The sequence below is a fragment of the Cupriavidus sp. FW305-27 genome (assembly GCF_058787995.1).
Genome location: NZ_JBYTAG010000106.1, coordinates 1 through 16,529 on the forward strand (window position 1 = coordinate 1; position 16,529 = coordinate 16,529).

19 protein-coding genes are annotated in these 16,529 nt (G+C 66.9%); 12 read left to right on the top strand and 7 right to left on the bottom strand.

The window, feature by feature from the left end; all coding sequences use genetic code 11:
- Window positions 1-261: 261 nt before the first annotated feature.
- The 4 genes from AC3WRI_RS31530 to AC3WRI_RS31545 form a co-directional block, all read right to left on the bottom strand.
- On the bottom strand, window positions 262-1,038 hold the full coding sequence (locus AC3WRI_RS31530; RefSeq protein ID WP_010809914.1) for an enoyl-CoA hydratase: 777 nt from the start codon (window positions 1,036-1,038) through the stop codon (window positions 262-264).
- Window positions 1,039-1,131: 93 nt separating this feature from the next.
- Window positions 1,132-1,884, bottom strand: a complete 753-nt coding sequence (locus AC3WRI_RS31535) for an amino acid ABC transporter ATP-binding protein (protein ID WP_010809913.1) — start codon at window positions 1,882-1,884, stop codon at window positions 1,132-1,134.
- 37 nt (window positions 1,885-1,921) lie between these two features.
- Entirely contained in the window at window positions 1,922-2,575 is a 654-nt protein-coding gene (locus AC3WRI_RS31540) for an amino acid ABC transporter permease (protein WP_010809912.1), read from the bottom strand.
- 112 nt (window positions 2,576-2,687) lie between these two features.
- Window positions 2,688-3,473 carry an amino acid ABC transporter substrate-binding protein gene (locus AC3WRI_RS31545; protein WP_492294843.1) on the bottom strand — a complete coding sequence of 262 codons (786 nt, stop codon included), beginning with the start codon at window positions 3,471-3,473 and terminating at the stop codon, window positions 2,688-2,690.
- A gap of 267 nt (window positions 3,474-3,740) precedes the next feature.
- Between AC3WRI_RS31545 and paaG the strand changes: the two genes are divergently transcribed.
- Genes paaG through paaK form a run of 3 tightly spaced genes read left to right on the top strand, consistent with a single transcriptional unit; the run spans window position 3,741 to window position 6,412 of the window.
- Window positions 3,741-4,565 (top strand): 2-(1,2-epoxy-1,2-dihydrophenyl)acetyl-CoA isomerase PaaG, encoded by an 825-nt coding sequence (gene paaG / locus AC3WRI_RS31550; protein WP_011616102.1) that lies wholly within the window; start codon window positions 3,741-3,743, stop codon window positions 4,563-4,565.
- Window positions 4,566-4,605: 40 nt separating this feature from the next.
- Window positions 4,606-5,058 carry a hydroxyphenylacetyl-CoA thioesterase PaaI gene (paaI, locus tag AC3WRI_RS31555; RefSeq protein ID WP_010809909.1) on the top strand — a complete coding sequence of 151 codons (453 nt, stop codon included), beginning with the start codon at window positions 4,606-4,608 and terminating at the stop codon, window positions 5,056-5,058.
- A 49-nt stretch (window positions 5,059-5,107) separates the two neighbouring features.
- Window positions 5,108-6,412 (top strand): phenylacetate--CoA ligase PaaK, encoded by a 1,305-nt coding sequence (gene paaK, locus AC3WRI_RS31560; protein WP_011616103.1) that lies wholly within the window; start codon window positions 5,108-5,110, stop codon window positions 6,410-6,412.
- 58 nt (window positions 6,413-6,470) lie between these two features.
- Here the strand turns inward: paaK and mltA are convergent, their stop codons facing one another.
- Window positions 6,471-7,607 (bottom strand): murein transglycosylase A, encoded by a 1,137-nt coding sequence (gene mltA, locus AC3WRI_RS31565; protein WP_010809907.1) that lies wholly within the window; start codon window positions 7,605-7,607, stop codon window positions 6,471-6,473.
- A 115-nt stretch (window positions 7,608-7,722) separates the two neighbouring features.
- Here mltA and AC3WRI_RS31570 point away from each other — a divergent pair, with 115 nt between their 5' ends.
- Entirely contained in the window at window positions 7,723-7,938 is a 216-nt protein-coding gene (locus AC3WRI_RS31570; protein ID WP_011616104.1) for a hypothetical protein, read from the top strand.
- A gap of 13 nt (window positions 7,939-7,951) precedes the next feature.
- Here the strand turns inward: AC3WRI_RS31570 and apaG are convergent, their stop codons facing one another.
- Window positions 7,952-8,326, bottom strand: a complete 375-nt coding sequence (gene apaG / locus AC3WRI_RS31575; RefSeq protein ID WP_010809905.1) for a Co2+/Mg2+ efflux protein ApaG — start codon at window positions 8,324-8,326, stop codon at window positions 7,952-7,954.
- A gap of 240 nt (window positions 8,327-8,566) precedes the next feature.
- Here apaG and rpe point away from each other — a divergent pair, with 240 nt between their 5' ends.
- The 8 genes from rpe to AC3WRI_RS31615 all read left to right on the top strand — a co-directional run bounded on the left by rpe (window position 8,567) and on the right by AC3WRI_RS31615 (window position 15,999).
- Window positions 8,567-9,268: a ribulose-phosphate 3-epimerase gene (gene rpe / locus AC3WRI_RS31580; protein ID WP_492294844.1), complete on the top strand. Its 702-nt coding sequence runs from the start codon at window positions 8,567-8,569 to the stop codon at window positions 9,266-9,268.
- A complete protein-coding gene (gene gph / locus AC3WRI_RS31585; protein WP_010809903.1) occupies window positions 9,265-10,008 on the top strand; it encodes a phosphoglycolate phosphatase in 744 nt (247 codons plus the stop codon). The genes rpe and gph overlap by 4 nt, the downstream gene beginning before the upstream one ends.
- Before the next feature lie 421 nt (window positions 10,009-10,429).
- Window positions 10,430-11,947, top strand: a complete 1,518-nt coding sequence (trpE, locus tag AC3WRI_RS31590; protein ID WP_010809902.1) for an anthranilate synthase component I — start codon at window positions 10,430-10,432, stop codon at window positions 11,945-11,947.
- Between the two features lie 20 nt (window positions 11,948-11,967).
- Window positions 11,968-12,537, top strand: coding sequence for an aminodeoxychorismate/anthranilate synthase component II (locus AC3WRI_RS31595; RefSeq protein ID WP_010809901.1), 570 nt, complete (start codon window positions 11,968-11,970; stop codon window positions 12,535-12,537).
- 62 nt (window positions 12,538-12,599) lie between these two features.
- Window positions 12,600-13,625, top strand: a complete 1,026-nt coding sequence (trpD, locus tag AC3WRI_RS31600) for an anthranilate phosphoribosyltransferase (protein ID WP_143010719.1) — start codon at window positions 12,600-12,602, stop codon at window positions 13,623-13,625.
- Between the two features lie 11 nt (window positions 13,626-13,636).
- Window positions 13,637-14,440: an indole-3-glycerol phosphate synthase TrpC gene (gene trpC, locus AC3WRI_RS31605; protein WP_010809899.1), complete on the top strand. Its 804-nt coding sequence runs from the start codon at window positions 13,637-13,639 to the stop codon at window positions 14,438-14,440.
- Between the two features lie 121 nt (window positions 14,441-14,561).
- Window positions 14,562-15,191, top strand: a complete 630-nt coding sequence (locus AC3WRI_RS31610; RefSeq protein ID WP_492294845.1) for a CYTH domain-containing protein — start codon at window positions 14,562-14,564, stop codon at window positions 15,189-15,191.
- Between the two features lie 31 nt (window positions 15,192-15,222).
- A complete protein-coding gene (locus AC3WRI_RS31615) occupies window positions 15,223-15,999 on the top strand; it encodes a uracil-DNA glycosylase (protein WP_010809897.1) in 777 nt (258 codons plus the stop codon).
- A 4-nt stretch (window positions 16,000-16,003) separates the two neighbouring features.
- On the opposite strand, the gene AC3WRI_RS31620 is transcribed toward AC3WRI_RS31615, so the two are convergent.
- On the bottom strand, window positions 16,004-16,282 hold the full coding sequence (locus AC3WRI_RS31620) for an acylphosphatase (protein WP_010809896.1): 279 nt from the start codon (window positions 16,280-16,282) through the stop codon (window positions 16,004-16,006).
- Window positions 16,283-16,529 lie beyond the last annotated feature (247 nt).

Genomic DNA, 16,529 nt, shown 5'->3' on the forward strand with positions numbered 1-16,529 from the left:
CGCCAACTTCGCTGCGCCAACCCTTCCGGTCGACCCCGCAACCCTTGCTGCGTCTGCTTTGCAGCGCTGCGTTGTGTGTTGCGAGGGGGCGAATATTAGGCCGGATTCGCGCACCTTGCAACAACTTTGTCACAACGATCCGCTAGGGGTTCCGGGGATTATGTCGTAAGCCATTGAGTGGCAAAGGAAATCCCCGAAATGACGAGTGCGGGAGAAACATAATACCCCCGCACTGCCCTCGGGTATTCCCTGATCCGGGCCTTAGCGATGCTGGAAATTCGGGCTGCGCTTCTCGACGAAAGCAGCCATGCCTTCCTTCTGGTCTTCGCTGGCGAAGGTGGCATGGAACAGCCGGCGCTCGAAGTGCACGCCTTCGGCCAGCGTGGTCTCGTAGGCGGCGTTGACCGACTCCTTGATCATCATGACCACCGGCAGCGAGAACCCGGCGATGGTTTCGGCAGCCGCCAGCACTTCGTCCAGCAGCTTGTCGGCCGGCACCACGCGCGATACCAGGCCCGAGCGCTCGGCTTCGGCGGCATCCATCATGCGCGAGGTCAGGCACAGGTCCATGGCCTTGGCCTTGGACACCGCGCGCGGCAGGCGCTGGGTGCCGCCGGCGCCGGGCATGGTGCCCAGCTTCACCTCGGGCTGGCCGAACTTGGCCGAATCCGCCGCGATGATGATGTCGCACATCATCGCCAGCTCGCAGCCGCCGCCCAGCGCATAGCCGGCCACGCCGGCAATCACCGGCTTGCGGATCTTGCGGATGGTTTCCCAGTTGCGCGTGATGTAATCGCCCTTGTACACATCCATGAAGGAATACTTGGCCATCATGCCGATATCGGCGCCGGCGGCAAAGGCGCGCTCGCTGCCGGTAATGACGATGGCGCCGATGCCCTCATCCTGGTCGAAGGCGGTCAGCGCGGCGCCAAGCTCGTCCATCAGCGCGTCATTGAGCGCGTTCAGGGCCTTCGGGCGGTTCAGCGTGACCAGGCCAACACGGCCACGGGTTTCGACCAGGATGTTTTCGTACGGCATGTCTTCTCCTATGTATTTGCAGGCGGATGGCACTGTCGCCACCGGCTGCGGGCTATTCTGCCACCTGTTGTGGCGTGGCGGCGCAGGCGCCCCCTAGAGCATGTGCGCCAGGAATTCGCGGGTGCGCGCGTGAGCTGGGGTCCCGAACACTTCCTCAGGCGACCCTTCCTCAAGAATCCTGCCCTCATCCATGAACACGACGTGGTTTGCCACTTCCCGCGCAAACCCCATCTCATGCGTGACGACCAGCATGGTCATATGTTCTTCGGCCAGTTGCCGCATGGTGCGCAGCACCTCCCCGGTCAGTTCCGGGTCCAGCGCCGAGGTCGGCTCGTCAAACAGCATGATGTCGGGCTCCATGGCCAGCGCCCGCGCAATCGCCACCCGCTGCTTCTGGCCGCCGGACAGGCGCGCCGGGTAGCTGTCCCGCTTGGCCAGCAGGCCGACCTTGCGCAGCAGCTCTTCGGCCTTGGGCACCACCGCGTCGCGCGCCAGTCCCTTGACGGTCATGGGGGCTTCGATGATGTTCTGCAGCACCGTCATATGCGGAAACAGGTTGAACGACTGGAACACCATGCCCATCTTCCGGCAGATGCGCCGCACTTCAGCGTCCGGCACATATCTGGCTGTGCCGTCAGGGCCGGCGGCCGTCAGCGCCTCGCCTTCGATTTCAAGGGTGCCGCGGTCAATCACCTCAAGATGATTCAGGCAGCGCAGCAAGGTACTCTTGCCCGAGCCCGAGGGCCCGATCACCGCGGTGACATCCCCCTTGCGCAAGGTCAGGGAGACACCGCGCAAGACCTCCAGTGGCCCGAACGATTTGAACAGATCCCGCGCAGCGATCATGATGCCGGGCGCATTGTGGGAATTGGCGCCGGTCGGGCTAGTCATCATGTTTGGCATAGCGTTTTTCAAGATTCTGGAAGAACCAGGTCAGAATCAGCGTCATCACCAGATAGAAGAGCGCAGCGACCAGAAAAGGCGTGGTGGTGAAATCCCGCTGCACGATGCCGCGCGCGGTGCGAAGAATATCGTTGAGGGCCAGCACGTAGATCAGGGACGTGTCCTTGATCAGCGTAATGGTTTCATTGCTGACCGGCGGCAACACCCGGCTGACCATCTGCGGCAGCACGACCCGCCGCATGGTCTGAAAATAGGTCATGCCCAGCGCCTTGCTGGCCTCATACTGGCCGCGATCGACCGACTTGATCCCGGCGCGGAAGATTTCCGCGAAATAGGCCGCGTAGTTCAGGGCGAAAGCCACCACCGCCGCGGGAAAGTCAGGCAGGCGCACGCCGATGACGGGCACGAACGGCAGTGCGAAATAAATAAACAGCATCTGCAGCATCAGCGGCGTGCCGCGCATCAGCCAGATATAGCCATTGACCAGGCCGCTCAGCCACGGCCATGACGAGATGCGTGCCAGCGCCAGCGCCAGCCCCAGCGGCACTGACAGGGCGAGCGTGATGGCGAATAGTGTGAGCGTGACTTGCGCACCCTGCGCCAATGGCGCCAGAAGAGATAAGACGTAGTCCATGCTCGCGCGAAACAAGAAGGAGGTGGGATCCCGGGCGCCGGGACGGCGCCCTGGGTCCGGACATGGCGCGGCGCCCTGCCTGAACGGCGCAGGGCGTCACGCAGCGTCTGGATTACTTGGTGATGTCAGTGCCGAACCACTGGGTGGCGATGCGGGCTGCCGTGCCATCCTGCTTCATCGAGGCCAGGGTCTTGTCGAGCTTGCCGAGCAGCTCGGCGTCATCCTTGCGCACGCCGACGCCATATTCTTCCGTGCCGAAGTTTTCCTCCAGCACCTTGTATTCGCCGGCACGCTTGCTGATCAGGTAGCGGCCTACCACTTCATCCACCACAATTGCGTCAAGGCGGCCGGTCGACAGGTCCATCAGCGCCGTCACGTTATCGCCGAAGGTCTTGAGTTCCTTCAGACTGGCGGCGACCTGGCTTTCCTTCTTGATCGCATCCACCGCGCTGCTGCCGTCCTGCGCGCCGACGAGGCGGCCGGCCAGGTCGGCCTTGGCTTTCACCGGCGAGCTGGCACCGACGATGACGATCTGGTGGTTGGTCATATAGGGCGCGGTGAAGCTGATGTTCTTCTTGCGCTCTTCGGTGATGGTCAGCCCGTTCCACAGCACATCCACGCGCTTGCCGTTAAGTTCCGCCTCCTTGGCGCTCCAGTCGATCGGCTTGAACTCGACCGTCATGCCGAGACGGCGGCTGGCCTCCTTGGCCATGTCGATATCGAAGCCGACCAGCTCGTTGTTGTTATCGCGAAAACCCATGGGCGGGAAGTTGTCGTCCAGGCCGACAATGATCTTGGTGGCCGTGTCGGCGCCGGCAGCGGAGGCCGCTTCTTTCTTGCCGCACGCCGCAAACAGCGCCACGGACGAAATCAGGAGTAATGCAGCGATCTTCTTCATAGGAATTCCAATGCGAATAGGCGAGCATGCCGGGATCCGCACACAGATGTCGGCCGGCAGGTTTCAGATTGTTGTTGGCAGCGCGATTATAGAGCGACGCCCGCGCCCGGCATTGCGGACCCTGCCGGCCTTGGAAGCCACGTGCCAACCGGCAGCCCAAAAATAGTGCTAACATTTGCCGACCGACTGGTCGGTTTATTTAAGAGGCGCCGTCGACAACAGCCGCCCGCGCCGACCGCGACAAAATATCCGGCAGGAGACAACCCAATGCCCCCGATGTCCACCTCCGCTGGCCAGCCGGTCAGCATCGATGCCGGCCCGGTCTTGCTGCAATGGCAGGGCCCGGTGGCCGTGATCACCCTGAACCGCCCCGACAAGCTCAACAGCTTCACCCGCGCGATGCACCAGGCGCTGCAGCAGGCGCTCGACCATGTCGAGGCCGGCGGCGCGCGCGCCCTGCTGCTGACCGGTGCGGGCCGTGGCTTCTGCGCCGGCCAGGACCTGGCCGACCTGGATTTCACGCCGGGGCACATGACCGACCTGGGCGAGCTGATCGATACCTGGTTCAACCCGCTGATCCGCCGGCTGCAGGCCCTGCCGCTGCCAGTGGTGGCCGCGGTCAACGGCACCGCGGCCGGCGCCGGCGCCAACCTGGCGCTGGCCTGCGACATGGTGCTGGCGGCGCGCTCGGCCAGCTTTATCCAGGCTTTCGTCAAGATCGGGCTGGTGCCGGATTCGGGCGGCTCCTGGCTGCTGCCGAAGCGCATCGGCATGGCGCGCGCGCTGGGCCTGGCCATGACCGGCGAGCGGCTGAGCGCCGAAGAGGCCGAGAAATGGGGGCTGGTCTGGGAGACCATGGACGACCCGCTGCTGCCGGAACAGGCGCTGGCGCTGGCCACGCACCTGGCCGGGCAGCCGACCCGCGCGCTGGCCGCGATCAAGCGCGCCATGCATGCCAGCGCCACCGCCACGCTGGACGCCCAGCTGGACCTGGAGCGCGACCTGCAGCGCGAGCTCGGCCAGTCCGCCGACTATGCTGAGGGCGTCAACGCCTTCCTCGAAAAGCGCGCCCCGCACTTCACCGGCAAGTAAGCCGCGCGGGCCTGCCCGCCACTCTATATAGGAGACCAGCTTGAAACAGGACCCCCAGGCCCTCGCCGAAGCGGCCGCCGCCGCCATGTATGAAGCCGACACCTGCAGCCGCTGGCTGGGCATCACGGTCGAGGCCGTGCGGCCCGGCTACGCCCGGCTGACCATGCCGGTGCGCAAGGAATTCCTCAACGGGCACGGCATCTGCCACGGCGGCCTGATGTTCACGCTGGCCGATTCGACCTTCGCTTTTGCCTGCAACAGCCATAACATCAACACCGTGGCGGCAGGTTGCAGCATCGAGTTCCTCAAGCCCGTGCACGGCGGCGACGTGCTGACCGCCGAGGCCACCGAGCAGGTCCTGTCCGGCCGGCACGGCATCTACGATATCCGCGTGACCAACGCCGCGGGCCAGGTGGTGGCGATGTTCCGCGGCAAGTCGGCGCAGATCAGGGGACATGTGGTGCCGCCGCCGGAAGGGACGGAAGGCACCTGAGCAAATCCGGCAAGATACTTAAGATAAACGCCCCCGTGCAGGAGACGACATGAGCACGCGCCTGACCGATCTGCCCCTGGATGCGATCGAGACCGCCAGCCGCGCCGAGCTGCAGGCCTTGCAGCTGGAGCGGCTGAGATGGTCGCTCAACCACGCCTACGCCAATTCGCCGGTGTACCGCCGCAAGTTCGACGAAGCCGGGGTCCACCCCGACCAGCTGCATTCGCTGGCCGACCTGGCGCGCTTCCCGTTCACCAGCAAGCAGGACCTGCGCGACAACTACCCGTTCGGCATGTTCGCGGTGCCGCAGGACCGCGTGGCGCGCATCCACGCCTCGTCCGGCACCACCGGCAAGCCCACCGTGGTCGGCTACACGCTCCAGGACATCGACAACTGGGCCACGGTGATGGCGCGCTCGATCCGCGCCTCGGGCGCGCGGCGCGGCGACAAGGTGCATATCAGCTACGGCTACGGCCTCTTCACCGGCGGCCTGGGCGCGCACTACGGCGTGGAAAAGGCCGGCCTGACCGCGATCCCCTTCGGCGGCGGCCAGACCGAGCGCCAGGTGCAGCTGATCCAGGACTTCAAGCCCGAGGTCATCATGGTGACGCCCAGCTATATGCTGGCGATCGCCGACGAGTTCGAGCGCCAGGGCATCGACCCGGCCAGCAGCTCGCTGCGCGTGGGCATCTTCGGCGCGGAGCCGTGGACGCCGGAAATGCGGCTGGCGATCGAGAAGCGCATGGGCATCTCGGCAGTCGATATCTATGGCCTGTCAGAGGTGATGGGCCCGGGCGTGGCCAATGAGTGCGCCGAGACCAAGGACGGGCCGACCATCTGGGAAGACCATTTCTACCCCGAGATCATCGATCCCGACACCGGCGCAGTGCTGCCCGACGGGGAGTTCGGCGAGCTGGTGTTCACCTCGCTGACCAAGGAGGCGATGCCTGTGGTGCGCTACCGCACCCGCGACCTGACCCGGCTGCTGCCGGGCACGGCGCGCCCGGCATTCCGCCGCATGGAGAAGATCACCGGCCGCACCGACGACATGATGATCGTGCGCGGGGTCAACGTGTTCCCGTCGCAGATCGAGGAACTGATCCTCAAGCACGCCGAGCTGGCGCCGCACTACCAGTGCGTGCTGGCCAAGGACGGCCACATGGACACGCTGACGGTGCGCGTGGAATGCGCCCACGGCAGCGAGCCCGCGCTGGCGCAAGGCGCGCGCGAGCGGCTGGCGCAGGAGATCAAGGCCTATATCGGCGTCACCGCCGGCATCGAGGTGCTGCCGGAGGGCGGCGTCGAGCGCTCGGTGGGCAAGGCGCGGCGGATCGTCGACCAGCGCCCGCGCTGAGGGCTGTCCACCATGAAAAAAGGGCGCCGCGATGGCGCCCTTTTTTGCGTTGCCGAGGTCAGCTGCGCGGCATCAGCACCCACATGCGGCCGCCCTGCTTCATGCGGCCCGCGGTCTCGCCGGCGGCATCGCCCGCACCCCAGAAGAAATCCGCGCGCACCCCGCCCTTGATGGCGCTGCCGGTGTCCTGCGCGAACATCAGCCGCTGGATCGGCTCGGTCGACAGCGGGCGCGTGGTCGACAGGAATACCGGCACCCCCAGCGGGATGGTGGCCGGGTCGACCGCGATCGAGCGCTCCGCGGTCAGCGGCACGCCCAGCGCGCCCACCGGGCCGTCGTTGTTGGCCGGCAGCTCGCGGAAGAAGACAAAGCGCGGGTTGATGTTGAGCATCTCGTCGACGCGGCCCGGGTTGGCGCGCGCCCACGCCTTGATGCCCTGCATGGTGGCCTGTGCCGGCGTGATCTCGCCGCGGTCCAGCAGCCATTTGCCGAAGGAGCGGAACGGCTGTTCGTTGGTGCCGCCGAAGCCCACCCGCATGATGCTGCCATCGGCCATGCGGATGCGGCCCGAGCCCTGGATCTGCAGGAAGGCGGCCTCGACCGCGTCATCCACCCAGACCAGCTCGCTGCCGCGCATGGCCGGGTTCTGCAGCAGCTCGGCGCGGGCCGGCAGCGGGCGGTTGCCGAACTGCGCCGGCTTGCGGTACAGCGGCACCTGGAACTTGCCCTGGCGCGTGCGCGAGCCGTGCAGGATCGGTTCGTAGTAGCCGGTGATCAGGCCGTAGTCAGTGCCATCGCCGTTGACCACGCGGTACGGCTGGAAGTTGCTTTCGAAATAGGCGCGCATGGCGTTGAGGTTGCCGGCATCGACCATCATGCCGGCGGCACAGGCGCGGCTCCACTCGGCGCGCTTCTTCAGCGCCTGGCAGCTGGCCTGCAGCGCGGGCCAGGCGGCGCGCACGTCGTCCTGGGCCCAGCCGCCGATCTCGGCCCAGCTGGCGGCCTGCAGACTGCCTTTCTGCGACGAGGCCGTCGGCGGCGTGGTGCCGGCCGGGCCGGTCTCGATGCGCGGCGGCGGGCCGCTCATGCAGCCGGCCAGCAGCACGGCCGCGCCGGACAGCGCCAGCCAGCCGCGAATGCGCAGCGAGCGCCAGGGAGAAACCGGGGAAATCGGGAAAGAGTCTGCGTATGCCATCTTGCTATTGTTCAAAATCCGGGCCGGCGCAGCTTGCGGGGCCGATTGCCCCTACAATCCCACCGTCATCCTTCAACCACCGCCTGCGCCCCCGCGGGCCTGCGCTGCATCCGCCATGAGCAAGTTCTTCGAAGCCCATCCCATGCTGCTGTTCGCCCTGGAAGCCGGCGTGGCGCTGTTCCTGCTGATCTTTATCGTGGTCTGGACCATGGGCACGGCGAAAACGAACCCGCGTCCCACGCGCGCCCCGTCCGAGCATCCGTCGCGCCAGCCGGCGCAGGGCGCCGCTGAAGCGCCGCCGCAGGATCAGGACAGCGCATCGCGCCAATAGGTTCCCGGCAGGGTCAGTGCAGCATGCGCGGCAGCACCAGCGCGAATTCAGGGATCGGTACCTCGAAGCGGTGGCCGTCCTCGGCCACGCAGAAGTATTCGCCCTTCATCGATCCCACCGGGGTCGAGATGGTGGCCCAGCTGGTGTATTCGAAATGCTCGCCCGGCTTGAGCAGCGGCTGGTGGCCGACCACGCCCAGGCCCGCCACTTCCTGCGTGCCGTTGTCGCTGTCGGTGATGACCCAGTGGCGCGAGATCAGCTGCGCCGCCACCTCGCCGGTATTGTGGATGGTAATGGTGTAGGCGAAGGCATGGCGCCCGCGCTCAGGTTCTGACTGGTCCGGCAGGTACTGGGTGCGTACCGAGACGGAGAAAGCGTACTCGCTCATCGTGGGCAGGGCCGGCGTGAGGCGCCAGGCAGGGAAGTGGGTAGCCGCATTGTGCGGGATGGCCGCGGCACGGGCAAGAGCACGGGCAAGATCACCGAGCGCCGGGGCAGCGGTAGAATATAGCCCTTTCAGGTCCGGGCCGCGCCGGACGCCCCGCCTGACCCCTCTGGCGCCCGCCCCTGGGCGCGCCAGAGACGCAAAAAACAGCATTCCCCAGCACCCCACCTCCTAGCCGCCGACATGAGCACGCCCACCTACCGCATCGCCCCGTCCATCCTGTCCGCCGACTTTGCCCGCCTGGGCGAGGAAGTGCGCCGCGTGACCGAGGCCGGCGCCGACTGGATCCACTTCGACGTGATGGACAACCATTACGTGCCCAACCTGACCGTGGGCCCGCTGGTGTGCGAGGCGATCCGCCCGCACGTGACCGCGCCGATCGACGTGCACCTGATGGTGCGCCCGGTGGACCGGATCATCCCGGACTTTGCCAAGGCGGGCGCCAATATCATCACCTTCCACCCGGAAGCCAGCGAGCACGTGGACCGCTCGCTCGCGCTGATCCGCGACCACGGCTGCCTGGCCGGCCTGGTGTTCAACCCGGCCACGCCGCTGCACCACCTGGACCACGTGATGGACCGCCTGGACGTGATCCTGCTGATGTCGGTCAACCCGGGCTTCGGCGGCCAGTCGTTCATTCCCGAGACGCTCAACAAGCTGCGCGCCGTGCGCCAGCGCATCGATGAGTACACCGCCCGCACCGGCCGCACCATCCTGCTGGAAGTGGACGGCGGCGTGAAGGTAGACAACATCGCCGAGATCGCCGCGGCCGGCGCCGACACCTTCGTGGCGGGCTCGGCCGTGTTCGGCAAGCCCGATGCGGACGGCGGTTACCGCGGCATCATCTCGGCGCTGCGCGGCGAACTGGCCAAGGCCGGGCAATGACCGAGGGCGTGTTCCTGCGCCGCAACGACTGGCGCGGCATCGAAGGCGTGATCGTCGACCTCGACGGCACCATGGTCGACACCGCGGGCGACTTCCACGCCTCGATCAACGCCATGCTGCTGGCGCTGGGCCGCCAGCACCCCAACCTGGGGCCGGCAGCGCCGATGTCGGAGGCGGAGATCGTCAGCTATGTCGGCAAGGGCTCGGAGAACCTGATCCGGCGCGTGCTGGACGCGCGCTTCTCGCCGCTGCACGCCAACAGCCTGTTCGCCGACGCCTATGCGCTGTACGACCGCGAGTACATCCGCATCAACGGCCAGTTCTCGCAGGTCTACCCCGGCGTGCGCGAAGGCCTGGCGGCGATGAAGGCGGCCGGGCTGCGCCTGGCCTGCGTGACCAACAAGCCCTACAGCTTCACCGAGCCGCTGCTGGCCAAGACCGGCCTCGCCCAGTACTTCGAGCTGGTCTACGGTGGCGACGCCTTCCCGCTGCGCAAGCCCGACCCCTTCCCGCTGCTGAAAGTGGCCGACGCCTTCGGGCTGGAGCCGTCGGCAATGGCGGCGCTGGGCGACTCGGAAAACGACGCGCAGGCGGCCCGCGCGGCCGGCATGGGCGTGCTGCTGGTGCCCTATGGCTACAACCATGGCAACCCTGTACAAGCCGTTGACGCCGATGGTATAGTCGACTCCATTGCCCACGCCGCAGCGCTGTTTGCAGCACACTGGGCAGGTCATCGATAGTCCGAATTTCGTCGATCCCGACCAAACTCCAAACATTTCATGTTTCTCAACCGCAAACGCATCTCTTCTGGCAGTGATCGGCAGGCTTGGCCCTGGCGTCGCTGGCGCGCCTCCCAACAGGCGTAAAGTGCGTTCGCGAGTCTGCTGACGAGCCCTCGACCCGAGGGCCTCGCCACACCGGCCCAGCTGCCGGGCATTCCCACCAAAACCCGCGGCAAGCCAGCGTAGCCGCCATATTCGTGTGCTACGTTTAGCTCAAGAACGCGCCGCACGCCCTTCCCCGGCCGTGTGCAGTCTTGTCCGCAAGCCGCTTGCACCACGGCCCGCCAACGGGGCGGGTATCCATTCGCTCCAGCCTGATTGCCGACAAGCGGCGCCGCGCCCCTCCACCGCGCAGCGCGCGCCGCACAAGAGGACCGACATGACCGAACTGGAATTCAAATCGCTGGCCGACCAGGGCTACAACCGCATCCCGCTGATCGCCGAGGCCTTTGCCGACCTGGAAACGCCGCTGTCGCTGTACCTGAAGCTGGCCCAGTCGCAGACGCGCGGCGTCAACACCTTCCTGCTGGAATCGGTGGTGGGCGGCGAGCGCTTCGGGCGCTTTTCGTTTATCGGCCTGCATGCCCGCACGCTGCTGCGCGCCTTCGGCAACCGCACCGAGGTGGTGACCGACGGCAAGGTGGTGGAAACCCACGAAGGCAACCCGCTCGACTTCATCGCCGAGTTCGAACAGCGCTTCAAGGTGGCGCTGCGCCCGGGGCTGCCACGCTTCTGCGGCGGCCTGGCCGGCTACTTCGGCTACGACGCGGTGCGCTATATCGAGAAGAAGCTCGCCGACACGCACAAGCCCGATGACCTGAACCTGCCGGACATCCAGCTGCTGCTGTGCGAGGAACTGGCCGTCATCGACAACCTGTCGGGCAAGCTCTACCTGATCGTCTACGCCGACCCGACCACGCCGGAAGCCTATTCGCGCGCCCGCCAGCGCCTGCGCGAGCTGCGCATGAAGCTGCGCCAGCCGGTGGATGTGCCGGTCACCAGCCCGTCGGTGCAGACCGAGGTCTACCGCGAATTCGCCAAGGCCGACTACCTGGCCGCGGTGCACAAGGCCAAGGAATACATCATGGCCGGCGACATGATGCAGGTGCAGATCGGGCAGCGCCTGGTCAAGCCTTACCGTGACGCGCCGCTTTCGCTGTACCGCGCGCTGCGTTCGCTGAACCCGTCGCCGTACATGTACTTCTACAACTTCGGCGACTTCCAGGTGGTGGGCGCCTCGCCGGAGATCCTGGTGCGCCAGGAAGAGCGCAAGGTCGGCACCAACGGCGACATGCGCAGCGAACACATCGTCACCATCCGCCCGCTGGCCGGCACGCGCCCGCGTGGCAATACGCCGGAGAAGGACGCCCAGCTCGCCACCGAGCTGCTGCAGGATCCGAAGGAGATCGCCGAGCACGTGATGCTGATCGACCTTGCGCGCAACGATATCGGCCGCATCGCCGAAACCGGTTCGGTCAAGGTCACCGACAAGATGGTGATCGAGAAGTACTCGCACGTGCAGCATATCGTCAGCTCGGTCGAAGGCACGCTGCGCGAAGGCATCAGCAACCTGGACGTGCTGCGCGCGACCTTCCCGGCCGGCACGCTGTCGGGCGCGCCCAAGGTCCATGCGATGGAGATCATCGACGAGCTGGAACCGCGCAAGCGTGGCATCTATGGCGGCGCGGTGGGCTACCTGTCGTTCGGCGGCGAGATGGACCTGGCGATCGCGATCCGCACCGGCATCGTCAAGGACGGCAACCTCTACGTGCAAGCCGCCGCCGGCATCGTTGCCGACTCGGATCCCGAAGCCGAATGGAGGGAAACCGAAGCCAAGGCGCGCGCCGTGATCCGCGCCGCCGAGCAGGTCCAGGATGGCCTGGACTCCGACATCTGAGAGAACAGGAGACAGACGCCATGCTGCTGATGATCGACAACTACGATTCGTTCACCTATAACCTGGTCCAGTATTTCGGCGAACTGGGCGAGGACGTGCGCACCTACCGCAACGACGAGATCACCATCGAGGAGATCGAGGCGCTCAAGCCGGACCACATCTGCGTCTCGCCCGGGCCGTGCAGCCCGAAGGAAGCCGGCATCTCGGTGGCGGCGCTGCAGCACTTTGCCGGCAAGATCCCGCTGCTGGGCGTGTGCCTGGGCCACCAGGCCATCGGCGAGGCCTTTGGCGGCAAGGTGATCCGCGCCAAGCAGGTGATGCACGGCAAGGTCAGCACCATCGAGACCACGCAGCAAGGCGTGTTCGCCGGACTGCCCAGGCACTTCGACGTGACGCGCTATCATTCACTTGCGATCGAGCGCGAAACCCTGCCCGATTGCCTGGAGATCACCGCCTGGACCCCGGACGGCGAGATCATGGGCGTGCGCCACAAGACGCTCGCCGTTGAAGGCGTGCAGTTCCATCCCGAGTCGATCCTGTCCGAACATGGCCATGCGCTGCTGGCCAACTTCGTCAAGGCGCCGCGATGAGACTGCTCGATTCCGCACCTTCCAGCCCGCACCACGCCATCCAGACTGTCAACGAGAACGCCATGATCACGCCGCAAGAAGCCCTGACGCGCTGCATCGAGCACCGCGAAATCTTCCATGACGAGATGCTGCACCTGATGCGGCAGATCATGCAGGGGCAGATCTCGCCGGTGATGGCCGCCGCAATCCTGACCGGCCTGCGCGTCAAGAAGGAAACCATCGGCGAGATCTCCGCCGCCGCGCAGGTGATGCGCGAGTTCGCCAACAAGGTGCCGGTGGCCGATCGCGAAAACTTCGTCGATATCGTCGGCACCGGCGGCGATGGCTCGCACACCTTCAATATCTCGACCGCATCGATGTTCGTCGCGGCCGCCGCCGGCGCCAGGATCGCCAAGCATGGCAACCGCGGCGTCAGCTCCAAGTCGGGCAGCGCGGACGTGCTGGAAGCGCTGGGCGTGAACATCATGCTGACGCCCGAGCAGGTCGGCCAGTGCATCGAAGAGACCGGCATCGGCTTCATGTTCGCGCCCACGCACCACCCGGCGATGAAGAACGTCGCCCCGATCCGCAAGGAGATGGGCGTGCGCACCATCTTCAATATCCTGGGCCCGCTGACCAACCCGGCCGATGCGCCCAACATCCTGATGGGCGTGTTCCATCCCGACCTGGTCGGCATCCAGGTGCGCGTGATGCAGCGCCTGGGCGCGAAGCATGCCATCGTGGTGTACGGCAAGGACGGCATGGACGAGGTCTCGCTTGGCGCCGCCACGCTGGTGGGCGAACTGAAGGACGGCGAGGTGCGCGAATATGAGATCCACCCCGAGGACTTCGGCCTGCAGATGATCTCCAACCGCGGCCTGAAGGTGGCCGATGCGACGGAGTCGAAGGAAATGCTGCTTGAAGCGCTGACCAACGTACCGGGCACGCCGCGCGAGATCGTCTCGCTGAACGCCGGCACCGCGCTGTACGCCGCCAACGTGGCCGACTCCGTCGAAGACGGCATCCGCCGCGCGCGCGAGGCGATTGCCAGCGGCGCGGCGCAAGAGAAGCTCGACCAGTTCGTGCGCGCCACCCAGCAGTTCAAGTAAGAGACGCGAATATGTCCGACATCCTGCAAAAGATCCTGGCCGTAAAGGCCGACGAGGTCGCCGCCGCACGCAAGAAGCGCGACCTGCCCAGCCTGCGCGCGGAGGCCGAAAGCCTGCGCACTGAGCCGGGCCTGGCACCGCGCGGCTTTGAGCGCGCGCTGCGCGAGAAGATCGCCGCCGGCCAGGCCGGCGTGATCGCCGAGGTCAAGAAGGCATCGCCGTCCAAGGGCGTGCTGCGCGAGCACTTCGTGCCCGAGGCCATTGCCGAAAGCTACGCCAGCCATGGCGCTGCCTGTTTATCGGTGCTGACCGACGTGAACTTCTTCCAGGGACACGCCGACTACCTGAAGCGCGCCCGCGGCGCCTGCCCATTGCCGGCCCTGCGCAAGGACTTCATGGTCGACCTGTACCAGGTGTATGAAGCGCGCACCTGGGGCGCCGACTGCATCCTGCTGATCGTCGCCGCGCTGGACCCGGGCCTGATGGCCGAACTGGAAGCCTGTGCGCTTGAGCTCGGCATGGATGTGCTGGTGGAAGTGCACGGCGACGACGAGCTCGACGCGGCGCTGCGCCTGAAAACGCCGCTGCTCGGCGTGAACAACCGCAACCTGCGCACCTTCGAGGTGTCGCTGGACAACACGCTGGACCTGCTGCCGCATATGCCGGCCGACAAGCTGGTGGTGACCGAGTCCGGCATCCTCGGCCAGGCCGATGTGAAGCGCATGCGCGATGCCAACGTGCATGCGTTCCTGGTGGGCGAAGCGTTTATGCGGGCGCCGGATCCGGGCGTGGAGCTGGCACGGCTGTTTGCCTGAGCTAACGCCTGCCGACGCACGCTGGCGGTTTGCTCCCTTCTCCCGCAAGCGGGAGAGGGGGCCGGCTGGCGGTGACTGGAAAGACATCGCCCTCGCCAACCCTCTGAAATCGCCTGCTGCCATGCCCCAGGAAATCGAACTGAAACTCGCCGTCCCCGACGACGCGCTGGCCCCGCTGGCCGCCTGGCTCGACGCCAACGGCGCCCCGCAGGGCGAAGCCACGCTGCTCAACGTCTACCTCGATACCCCGCAACGTGACCTGGCACGGGCGCGTGCCGCGCTGCGGCTGCGCCGCAAGGGCGCGCAATGGCTGCAGACGCTGAAGACCGCCGGCAGCAGCCAGGGCGGCCTGGCCACGCGCCATGAATGGGAGACGAAGATCGCCGGCGAGGCCATCGAGCTGCAAACCTTTCCCGCGGAAGCGCAAACCGTGCTCGCGCCACTGATCGGCCGGCTGGCACCGGTGTTCCGCACCGACTTCGTCCGCCGCACCTGGCTGGTCACGCAGGACGGCGCCCGCATCGAGGCCGCGCTCGACACCGGCACCATCGCCGCGCCGGCCAGCGCCGCGCAGGAACCCATCCAGGAACTCGAACTGGAATGGCTCGATGGCGACGCCGCGCACGCGGCCGATGCCCTGCGCGCCTTTGCCGCGCGGCTGGCCACCGTTGCCGCGCTGGCACCGTCGGACCTTAGCAAGGCCGCCCGCGGCTACCGCCTGGCGGGAATTGCCGAAGGCAAGGCCTCATAATCGCGGTTTTCCCGCCAAGCTTTCCTTACACATGCAAGCCGATCTCTTCGCCGCCGAAGCCCCCCGCGCCCCCGGCGAACCGTCCCCTGCCGCCAGCCTGCAGGCCCAGGCCGACGCCCTGCCCGCCGCCTGGCGCACATTGCTGGACCCGTGCATCCGCGTGCCGGCGTGGCAGGAGCTGGCCGCCTTTGTCGACGGCGAACGTGCCGCCGGCAAGCCGGTATTCCCGCACCATGTCTTCCACGCGCTGCACCTGACCCCGCCCGACGCGGTCAAGGTGGTGATCCTGGGCCAGGACCCCTACCACGGCACCGGCACGGTCGGCGGCGTTGAGCTGCCGCAGGCGCACGGGCTGGCGTTCTCGGTGCCGGAAGGCATCAAGGTGCCGCCCAGCCTGCGCAACATCTTCAAGGAAATCGCCGCGGAGTTCGGTGCCAACGACAACTGCGCGCCGCGCGCCTCCGGCAACCTGGAAGGCTGGGCGCGCCAGGGCGTGCTGCTGCTCAACACCGTGCTGACGGTGGAACAGGGCCAGGCCGCCAGCCATGCGCGGCGAGGCTGGGAAGCCGTCACCGATTGCCTGATCCAGAACCTCGCCGCCAGCCGCCCGAGTCTTGTGTTCATGCTGTGGGGCAGCCACGCGCAGGCCAAGAAGCCGCTGCTGGGCGCCGGCCACTGCGTGCTGGAAGCGCCGCATCCGTCGCCGCTGTCGGCGCACCGGGGCTTCCTGGGCTGCGGGCACTTCCGCGAGGCCAACCGCTGGCTGGAAGCGAACGGCCGCACGCCGGTCGACTGGACCGCGGCCTAGTCCATCAGATCGTCGGCCGGAATTCGAAACCGGCAAACTCCCCTTCCCCAGGCCCGACCTCGACCAGCGTCACCTGCGCGGCCGGCGGGCCCTGTTCCATCCACGCCTGCAGGGCTTCGAGCTGCCTGACCGTGCCGTGCGCCATCACCTCGACGGTGCCGTCGAGCCGGTTGCGCACCCAGCCGCCAAGCTCAAGGTCGTCCGCCGCGTCGGCGCAGGCGGCGCGGTAGCCCACGCCCTGCACGCGCCCATGCGCGACCAGGCGCCAGGTTTCCTTCTTCATGGCTTTTCCCTTTGGGCGCACGCCGGCAGCGTGCGCGATCTGTCATCCACACCAAGTAAACTAGACCGCCATGCCGGGCGTTACAAAGGGATGCGCGCCGCCCGGCGTGAAGCCGGCGGCATGCGGGCTTTGCCATTGTCCGCCGGGGCCGCGAATCAGGGCTGGGCCACAAGCCTTGCCATCCAAGCTCGATACAGCCCGAGAAGCGCCCATGATGCCACCCGCCGACCGCCGCGCGGCCCCGCCC

Coding starts and splice junctions, on each gene's coding strand:
- AC3WRI_RS31530 (WP_010809914.1), bottom strand. CDS start 1,038: ATGCCGTACGAAAACATCCTGGTCGAAACCCGTGGCCGTGTTGGCCTG.
- AC3WRI_RS31535 (WP_010809913.1), bottom strand. CDS start 1,884: ATGATCGCTGCGCGGGATCTGTTCAAATCGTTCGGGCCACTGGAGGTC.
- AC3WRI_RS31540 (WP_010809912.1), bottom strand. CDS start 2,575: ATGGACTACGTCTTATCTCTTCTGGCGCCATTGGCGCAGGGTGCGCAA.
- AC3WRI_RS31545 (WP_492294843.1), bottom strand. CDS start 3,473: ATGAAGAAGATCGCTGCATTACTCCTGATTTCGTCCGTGGCGCTGTTT.
- paaG (WP_011616102.1), top strand. CDS start 3,741: ATGCCCCCGATGTCCACCTCCGCTGGCCAGCCGGTCAGCATCGATGCC.
- paaK (WP_011616103.1), top strand. CDS start 5,108: ATGAGCACGCGCCTGACCGATCTGCCCCTGGATGCGATCGAGACCGCC.
- mltA (WP_010809907.1), bottom strand. CDS start 7,607: ATGGCATACGCAGACTCTTTCCCGATTTCCCCGGTTTCTCCCTGGCGC.
- AC3WRI_RS31570 (WP_011616104.1), top strand. CDS start 7,723: ATGAGCAAGTTCTTCGAAGCCCATCCCATGCTGCTGTTCGCCCTGGAA.
- apaG (WP_010809905.1), bottom strand. CDS start 8,326: ATGAGCGAGTACGCTTTCTCCGTCTCGGTACGCACCCAGTACCTGCCG.
- rpe (WP_492294844.1), top strand. CDS start 8,567: ATGAGCACGCCCACCTACCGCATCGCCCCGTCCATCCTGTCCGCCGAC.
- gph (WP_010809903.1), top strand. CDS start 9,265: ATGACCGAGGGCGTGTTCCTGCGCCGCAACGACTGGCGCGGCATCGAA.
- trpE (WP_010809902.1), top strand. CDS start 10,430: ATGACCGAACTGGAATTCAAATCGCTGGCCGACCAGGGCTACAACCGC.
- AC3WRI_RS31595 (WP_010809901.1), top strand. CDS start 11,968: ATGCTGCTGATGATCGACAACTACGATTCGTTCACCTATAACCTGGTC.
- trpD (WP_143010719.1), top strand. CDS start 12,600: ATGATCACGCCGCAAGAAGCCCTGACGCGCTGCATCGAGCACCGCGAA.
- trpC (WP_010809899.1), top strand. CDS start 13,637: ATGTCCGACATCCTGCAAAAGATCCTGGCCGTAAAGGCCGACGAGGTC.
- AC3WRI_RS31610 (WP_492294845.1), top strand. CDS start 14,562: ATGCCCCAGGAAATCGAACTGAAACTCGCCGTCCCCGACGACGCGCTG.
- AC3WRI_RS31615 (WP_010809897.1), top strand. CDS start 15,223: ATGCAAGCCGATCTCTTCGCCGCCGAAGCCCCCCGCGCCCCCGGCGAA.
- AC3WRI_RS31620 (WP_010809896.1), bottom strand. CDS start 16,282: ATGAAGAAGGAAACCTGGCGCCTGGTCGCGCATGGGCGCGTGCAGGGC.